7 protein-coding genes are annotated in these 7,913 nt (G+C 65.7%); 3 read left to right on the plus strand and 4 right to left on the minus strand.

The window, feature by feature from the left end:
- The coding region (locus DM995_RS22090; protein ID WP_232824024.1) for a biotin/lipoyl-containing protein at positions 1-366 on the minus strand (366 nt) is incomplete at its 3' end.
- Positions 367-498: 132 nt separating this feature from the next.
- Here DM995_RS22090 and DM995_RS03820 point away from each other — a divergent pair.
- A complete protein-coding gene (locus tag DM995_RS03820) occupies positions 499-954 on the plus strand; it encodes a universal stress protein (protein ID WP_023838999.1) in 456 nt (151 codons plus the stop codon).
- A 6-nt stretch (positions 955-960) separates the two neighbouring features.
- Here the strand turns inward: DM995_RS03820 and rnr are convergent, their stop codons facing one another.
- From rnr to phaR, 3 genes are all read right to left on the minus strand, one after another.
- Entirely contained in the window at positions 961-3,210 is a 2,250-nt protein-coding gene (gene rnr, locus DM995_RS03825) for a ribonuclease R (RefSeq protein WP_116968550.1), read from the minus strand.
- A 58-nt stretch (positions 3,211-3,268) separates the two neighbouring features.
- A complete protein-coding gene (gene proS, locus DM995_RS03830; RefSeq protein ID WP_116968551.1) occupies positions 3,269-4,801 on the minus strand; it encodes a proline--tRNA ligase in 1,533 nt (510 codons plus the stop codon).
- Between the two features lie 94 nt (positions 4,802-4,895).
- On the minus strand, positions 4,896-5,477 hold the full coding sequence (gene phaR, locus DM995_RS03835) for a polyhydroxyalkanoate synthesis repressor PhaR (RefSeq protein ID WP_116968552.1): 582 nt from the start codon (positions 5,475-5,477) through the stop codon (positions 4,896-4,898).
- Positions 5,478-5,700: 223 nt separating this feature from the next.
- On the opposite strand from phaR, the gene DM995_RS03840 reads away from it, so the two are divergent.
- Together DM995_RS03840 and DM995_RS03845 are read left to right on the plus strand one after the other, a co-directional pair.
- Complete coding sequence (locus DM995_RS03840) at positions 5,701-6,585, plus strand: alpha/beta fold hydrolase (protein ID WP_157973063.1); 885 nt, start codon at positions 5,701-5,703, stop codon at positions 6,583-6,585.
- Between the two features lie 42 nt (positions 6,586-6,627).
- Positions 6,628-7,800, plus strand: a complete 1,173-nt coding sequence (locus DM995_RS03845; protein ID WP_023838994.1) for an acetyl-CoA C-acetyltransferase — start codon at positions 6,628-6,630, stop codon at positions 7,798-7,800.
- The last annotated feature ends 113 nt before the right edge of the window (positions 7,801-7,913 follow it).

The following is a 7,913-nucleotide window of genomic DNA, read 5'->3' on the forward strand; positions in this document are numbered from 1 at the left end:
CGCAGGGGTCGGCGCAGGTGCAGGTGCAGGTGCGGGCGCGGCCTCCGCCTTGGCTTCGGGTGCCGGAGCGGGGGCGGGTGCAGGCGCCGGAGCAGCGGCAGCGGGCGCATCGCTCACATCCTCGCCCTCGGCCGCGATGATCGCGATCACCTCGCCCACCTTCACATTGTCGGTGCCGGCGGGGATCAGGATTTTCGCGACCACGCCCTCGTCGACCGCTTCGAATTCCATGGTTGCCTTGTCGGTCTCGATCTCGGCCAAAAGGTCGCCGGACGCGACGGTATCGCCCTCCTTGACCAGCCATTTGGCGAGCGTGCCTTCCTCCATCGTCGGCGAGAGGGCGGGCATTTTCAGATTGATAGGCATTGGGTGTCTTTCCCCCGATTCAGTGACCGGGGCCGTTCTCGACGCTTCAAGCCGTAGGGTCAAGGGGGCAGACCCTTGCCACACCCATCATTTTGGCGCAGTCTGCCGAGCAGCAAACGGGGCAGCGAAAATATGCGGGTGTATCTGGTCATCATGGATGAGACGAGCGAGGCGTTGACCGCACTGCGTTTCGCTTCGCGCCGCGCGCAGCATACCGGGGGGCAGGTGCATATCCTGGCGCTGGTGCCCAAGCAGGATTTCGTCGCCTGGGGCGGCGTGCAGGCGACGATCGAGGACGAGGCGCGCAGCCGCGCCGAAGCCCTGGTCACCGATGCGGCGGGCACCTTGTTCGAGGACATGGGCCAGCGCCCGATGATCACGGTGCGCATGGGCGATGCCACCAAGGAGATCCGCAATTACATGGCGAGCTGCCCGGATCTCGCGATGCTGGTGCTGGGGGCTGCCGCCACCGGCGCGCCGGGTCCGCTGATCACCCATTTTGCCGGAGCCGATGCCGGTGCCCTTCCCTGCCCGGTCACCATCGTACCCGGCGGACTTTCCGACGAGGAAATCGACCGGATGTCCTGATCCACCTCAGCGGCTCTGATGGCGAATATTGGCAGGGCGCCCGCGCCGCTTGATCGGCGGACGACCTCCGGGGCGGGTGCCGGGACCTTTCCCGCGCGGTGGCGGGCCGGGCATGTAGTTGCCGCCCTCGGGCAGTTCGAACTTGATCGCGCCGGTGACCGGATCGGCCTCGGCCAGCCGCAGTTCGAGCCGCTGCCCCACCGCATAGCGATCGCCGCTGGTCTCGCCGGTCAATGTCTGCGACGCCTCGTCATACCAGAAGCGCTCCGCGCCCAGGGTCGAGACCGGGACCAGCCCGTCGCCGCCAAATTCCTCGATCGTCGCGAAAAAGCCGAAGCTCTGCACACCGGTGATGCGCACCTTGTGAATCTCGCCGACCTTGGTGGCAAGGAACGCGGCGACATAGCGGTCGACGGTCTCGCGCTCGGCCTCCATCGCGCGGCGCTCGAACCCGCTGATCAGCTCGCAAATCCGGTCGAGCGAGGCGGCATCGTGCTCGGCGAGGCCGGTGGTCGGCGGAAGGTCAAGCTTCGGCGCGGGCGGCTGCTCCAGCCCATGCGCATCGACCAGCGCGCGGTGCAGCAGCAGATCGGCATAGCGGCGGATCGGGCTGGTGAAATGGCCGTAGGAGGCGAGCGACAGCCCGAAATGCCCCATGTTGCGCGGCCCGTAATAGGCCTGGGTCTGGCTGCGCAGCACCTGCTCCATCACCAGCGGCTTGACCGTATCGTCGCTGACCCTGGCGAGAATACCATTGAAGGTGGCGGGCCGCACGACCTGGCCGAGCGCGAAGCTGATATCGAACGTCGCGAGATAGTCCTTGAGCGCGACCAGTTTCTCGCGCGAGGGCGGTTCGTGGACGCGGTAGACGACCGGCGCCTTTTTCGCCTCGAGCGCCTTGGCCGCAGCGACATTGGCGGCGATCATGAAATCCTCGACCAGCCGGTGCGCATCGAGGCGTTCGCGGACGGCGACGCTGACGATCCGCCCGGCCTCGTCGAGCACGATCCGCCGTTCGGGCAGGTCGAGATCGAGCGGCTCGCGCGCCTCGCGCGCCTTGAACAGCAGCTTCCAGCACGCCCAGAGCGGCTTGAGAACACTGTCGGTCAGTTCGTGCGGCTTCGCGCCATCGATCGCCGCCTGCGCGTCCTCATAGGCGATATTGGCCGCCAGCCGCACCAGCGCGCGGGTGAAGCGCCAGCTCCTGAGTTTGCCCGAAGCATCGATGACGAGATGGCACACCATCGCCGCGCGGTCCTGCCCGGCCTTGAGCGAACACATATCCGCCGACAATATTTCGGGGAGCATCGGCACGACGCGGTCGGGGAAATAGACGCTGTTGCCGCGCTTGCGCGCCGCCCGGTCGATCGCGCCGCCGGGGCGGACATAATAGCTGACATCGGCGATTGCGACGATCGCGCGATAGCCGCCCGCATTGGCCGGATCGTCATCGGGGGTCGCCCAGATCGCATCGTCATGATCGCGCGCGTCGACCGGATCGATCGCGACGATCGGGATATCGCGCAGGTCCTCGCGATGGTCGGCGGAGAGTGGCAGTTTCGCTGCGCGCTCGGCTTCGTCGTTCGCCTCGGGCGGAAACTCGTGCGGAATGCCGTATTTGTGGATCGCGATCAGGCTGAACGAGCGCGGGGCGAAGGGTTCGCCCAGCACCTCGGTGACCTTCGCGCTGATCCGGTCGCGCTGGCCGTGCTGCTCGGCGAGCACCAACTGGCCCGGCTCGGCGTCGCCCGCGTCGGAGATCGGCACCATGCGGCGGATGCGCTTGTCGACGGGCTTGAGCCACAGCTTGCGCCCCTCGCCCTTCTCCACCACGCCGAGCAGCTGTTCGCTCGCGCGCTGGAGCTTCTTCATCACGAAGCCGCGATAGCCGCTGCCTGCCTCTTCGGTGCGCGCCAGCACCCGGTCGCCGACCGCCAGCGCCGAACGGCCGCGCTCGGAGAGGCGCACGCGCGGCATCGGCACGCCCTCGGCCTGCCAGTTGTCCGGTATCGCGATAAGATCGCGGCCGTCGGCCTCGATCACCTTGAGCACGGTGACCTTGGGCAGCCCGCCCATCTTGTGGAAGGCCCGGCCCTTGGCGCTGTCGATCAGGCCTTCATCGGCCATGTCCTTGAGCAGCGCCTTGAGAGCGATCTTCTCCGCGCCCTTCAGTCGGAAATGCTTGGCGATCTCGCGCTTGCCTGCGGCATCCTGGCTTTCGCCAAGGAATTTCAGGATCTCGTCGCGGCTGGGCATGCCCGCCGCAGCGCGATCCGGCTTTCCCTTGCCTGAGCGAGCGCCCGCCACCCCGAGCTCAATAGGCTCGGGCGAGCAGCACGCGCTCGACCGCAGGACCGCCGGTGAAGAAGCAGGTTGCGCCAGCCGGGGCCGAACCCTCGGGCGTGTTGCGGATGGTGAGCTTCAGCGCCTTCAGCTGCTCGACCACCTTGTCCAGCGCCTCGCCGGTCGGGCGGCACCAGTCCACCGCGACCCAGCCGGGGTACTTGCTGCCCTCGAAATGCGCCTTCAGCCCTTCGAGATCGGTCACGTCCTCGCGGATCTCGGCATCGAGCCGCGCCTTCGCCGAGCAGAACATCAGCGTCTGGATCTGGTCGAGCAGCGCCGGGGCCTGGCCGACGAACGATTCCCAGTGCATCGCCTGGTTGGCGAGCTTGCCGTCCTCGCCATAGAGCGAGTCGCGGCGCAGCATCGTCACCTGTTCGCCCGCCGCATCGCGGCCGCCGATTTCGAGGATGATCGGCGCACCCTTCTTGACCCAGCCCCAGCGCTTGGGACCGGCCTTGCCAGGCTTCTTGTCGATCAGCACGCGCAACGGCTCGCCGAACGCCGAAGCGTCGATCAGCGCGTTGCGGATCTTGGTGCAATAAGCGAGCAGCGCCTCGTCTTCGGGCGTCTCGCGCAGCATCGGCACGATGACGATCTGGTGCGGCGCGATCTGCGGCGGGACCTTCAGGCCATCGTCATCGCCATGCGTCATGATGACGCCGCCGACCAGACGCGTCGACACGCCCCAGCTGGTGGTGTGCGCGAACTGGAACTGGCCCTCGCGGTCCTGGAAGCGGATGTTCTGCGCGTGCGCGAAATTCTGACCCAGATAGTGCGAGGTGCCCGCCTGAAGCGCCTTGCCGTCCTGCATCATCGCCTCGATCGAATAGGTCGCGACCGCACCGGGAAAGCGCTCGTTCTCGGGCTTCTCGCCTGCGATCACCGGCATGGCGAGCGGGCCCTGCGCAAAATCGCGATACATCTGCAGGATGGTCAGCGTCTCGCTCATCGCGTCCGCCTCGTTCTCGTGCGCGGTATGGCCTTCCTGCCACAGGAATTCCGAGGTGCGAAGGAACATGCGGGTGCGCATTTCCCAGCGCACGACATTGGCCCATTGGTTGACCATGATCGGCAGATCGCGCCAGCTCTGCAGCCAGCGCGAGAAGGCGGTGCCGATCACCGTTTCCGAGGTGGGACGCACGACCAGCGGTTCTTCGAGCTTCGCCTCGGGATCGACGACCAGCGCGCCATCTTCCATCTTCAGCCTGTGGTGCGTGACGACCGCCATTTCCTTGGCAAAGCCTTCGACATGCTCGGCCTCCTTGGCGAAATAGCTCAAGGGGATGAACAGCGGGAAATAGCAGTTCTCGTGGCCCGATTCCTTGATCTTGCGGTCGAGCAGCATCTGGATGCGTTCCCAGATGCCATAGCCCCAGGGGCGCATGATCATGCAGCCGCGCACGCCCGATTCCTCGGCGAGATCGGCTTCCTGGATGACAGCCTGATACCAGGCGGCAAAATCTTCCTGCCGGGTGACGGGCAGTGCGTTCTTCTGGCTCACGTGAATTCAGTCCTGCAATCGAATGAGGCCCGCGTGCCTAGGCTTTGCCGAGCCAACAGGCAATTGCCTGTTTCCGTTCCAGGCCGCGAACCGGTTATTTCTTGTCGACAAGATCGTCGATCTTGCGCTGCATGGCCGAAAGCTGGGCCTTGAGCGCGGCGATTTCGTCATCCGACGAGGCGGCAACCGGCTGAGCCGGGCTCGCTGGCTTGTCCTTGCGCGGGCTGAACGCGCTCGATGCGGCTTCGAACATCGCCAGGTTCTGCCGCGCAAGCTGCGCGAACGGGCTGTTCTTGATGCTGCCTTCCATCGCGCTCTGGAACTTTTCCTGGTTCTTGCGAAAGGCTTCCATCGAGGCTTCGAGATATTGCGGGATCATCGACTGCATCGAATTGCCGTACATCGAGATCAGCTCGCGCAGGAAGCCGACGGGCAGCATCTGCTGGCCGCTCGATTCCTCTTCCATGATGATCTGGGTGAGGATGTTGTGGGTGATGTCGTCGCCGGTCTTGGCATCGACGACCTGGAAATCCTTGCCTTCGCGGGTCAGCTTGGCAAGGTAGTCCAGCGTGATATAGCTCATATAGCTCGACGATCGGGTGTTGTAGAGGCGACGGTTGGCGTATTTTTTGATGATGATGACATCATCCGAGTCCGAGGTGCCAGATTTGGCCATGCGTGCATCTCCCGTTCAATCCCATGGGACTGTAGCACCGCAGCATAGTGCACTGCAACATGCACCCCGCCCTTTACCACTTTTCCTGGTTCTGGCCCGCCAGCAGCTGGCGGACGATCCCCCGCGGCTGCTCCAGCTTTTGCAGGCGCTTGACCTTTATGGCCGCGCGGATCGCAGCTTTCTGCGCCAACCCGGGACAGTCTTGCTGCAACACGGCAAGGCCATGTTGCGCAGTGCAGCAGGGTTAACGCTCGAGCAGAGCGCAACATCCCCGCCGATCGTGTTCGTCCCCTCTCCCATCAACGCGCCGCATGTGCTCGACATGGATGCGGATTGCTCGCTGATGGGCTGGCTCGGCCGTCAAGGCCTGCCCTCGGCGCTGGTCGACTGGGGCACGACCACGCCCGAGCATCGCGATCACGATCTCGATCATCTCGCCACCCGGCTGCTGCTGCCGATGCTGCAGGCGTTAGGCCGCCCGGTGCATCTGGTCGGCTATTGCCTGGGCGGCATGATCGCGATGGCGGCCGCATGCCATATCGAGGTGCGCAGCCTGACGCTCATCGCCACGCCCTGGCATTTCGACGGCTATCCGGCCAAGCGTCGTGAGGAGCTGACCGCAATGTGGGAGCACCACCGCCCCGCCTGCGAGGCCATGGGGCTGGTGCCGATGGAGGTGATGCAACACGGCTTCTGGACGCTCTCGCCTGCCAAGCTGATGGAGAAATATCTCAAGTTCGCCGCGATGCCCGAAGGCAGCGCGGCGGCGCGACGCTTCGTGGCGGTTGAGGACTGGGCCAATGGCGGCGAGCCGCTGCCCTTCGCGCTGGGTGCACAGCTGTTCGAACAGCTTTATCGCGACGACCGCAGCGGCACGGGCGATTGGCATATCGACGGCGTCAGCATCGCGCCCGACCGGGTGCGCGGGCCGGTGATGGAGTTCGCCTCGGCGAGCGACGCCATAGTTCCGCTCGCCTGTTCGCCGGATGTGCCGCGGCGCGAGGCGCTGGCCTCGGGCCATGTCGGCATGGTCATCGGCGGCAGCGCGCCGACTACGCTCTGGCCGATGCTCCGGCAGTGGATATTGTCCCACGAAGCTTCTACATAGCGAACACGAGAATACCTCCCCAGTCTTTGGAGAACGCACATCATGTCGAGCATCGTCATCACTGCTGCCAAGCGCACGCCCGTTGGCAGCTTTCTGGGCGCCTATGCCGCTACGCCCGCGCATGAGCTGGGCCGCATCGCGATCGAGGCGGCGCTGGCGCAATCGGGCCTGTCGCCTGACGAGGTGTCTGAAGTGATCCTGGGCCAGGTGCTCACCGCCGCCCAGGGCCAGAACCCGGCGCGCCAGGCCTCGCTCAACGCGGGCGTGCCCAAGGAAGTCCCCGCCTATGGCGTCAACCAGGTCTGCGGATCGGGGCTGCGCGCGGTCGCGCTGGGCTTCCAGTCGATCGCCAATGGCGATGCCGATGTCGTGATCGCAGGCGGTCAGGAGAACATGTCGATGTCGCCGCACGCGCAGATGCTGCGTTCGGGCCAGAAGATGGGCGACATGAAGCTGGTCGACACGATGGTCTATGACGGCCTGACCGACGTGTTCAACCAGTATCACATGGGCATCACCGCCGAGAACCTGGCCGAGAAATACCAGATCAGCCGCGAGGCGCAGGACCGCTTTGCCGTCCGCTCGCAGAACCTTGCCGAGGCCGCGCGCGCCGAAGGCCGCTTCGCCGACGAGATCGCGCCGGTGACGATCAAGGGCCGCAAGGGCGATACGGTAGTGGACCAGGACGAGTACATCCGCGCTGGCGCAACCTATGACAGCGTCGCCGGTCTCAAGCCCGCGTTCAAGAAGGACGGCACCGTCACCGCCGCCAACGCCTCGGGGCTCAACGACGGCGCAGCGGCTTTGGTGCTGATGCGCGAGGAAGATGCCGCGAAGCGCGGGCTGACGCCGCTCGCACGGATCGCCAGCTGGGCGTCGATGGGGGTCGACCCGTCGATCATGGGCATCGGCCCTGTTTCGGCGAGCCGCCGCGCGCTCGCCAAGGCGGGCTGGAAGGTCGAGGATCTCGACCTGATCGAATCGAACGAGGCCTTCGCGGCGCAGGCGCTGTCGGTAACGCAGGAAATGGGCTGGGACCCGGACAAGGTGAATGTCAATGGCGGCGCGATCGCGATCGGCCACCCCATCGGTGCCAGCGGCGCACGCGTGCTGACCACGCTGCTCTACGAGATGGGCCGCCGCGACGCCAAGAAGGGCCTGGCGACGCTGTGCATCGGCGGCGGCATGGGCATCGCGCTGACGGTCGAGCGCTAAGCTGCCCGTCACCCCCGCGAAGGCGGGGGTCCCGCTGTTGCTTTCCCCGTAGCAAACAAGCGGGATTCCCTGAGTTCACGGAACAAGTGCAACACCTGCTAAGATGGTGTTGC

This window comes from Blastomonas sp. UPD001 (assembly GCF_003426715.1).
Lineage (GTDB): Bacteria > Pseudomonadota > Alphaproteobacteria > Sphingomonadales > Sphingomonadaceae > Blastomonas.

Bases quoted from the DNA above. Each gene is read 5' to 3' on its own strand.
- DM995_RS03845 (WP_023838994.1), top strand. From the start codon at position 6,628: ATGTCGAGCATCGTCATCACTGCTGCCAAGCGCACGCCCGTTGGCAGC.
- rnr (WP_116968550.1), bottom strand. From the start codon at position 3,210: ATGCCCAGCCGCGACGAGATCCTGAAATTCCTTGGCGAAAGCCAGGAT.
- DM995_RS03840 (WP_157973063.1), top strand. From the start codon at position 5,701: ATGTTGCGCAGTGCAGCAGGGTTAACGCTCGAGCAGAGCGCAACATCC.
- DM995_RS03820 (WP_023838999.1), top strand. From the start codon at position 499: ATGCGGGTGTATCTGGTCATCATGGATGAGACGAGCGAGGCGTTGACC.
- phaR (WP_116968552.1), bottom strand. From the start codon at position 5,477: ATGGCCAAATCTGGCACCTCGGACTCGGATGATGTCATCATCATCAAA.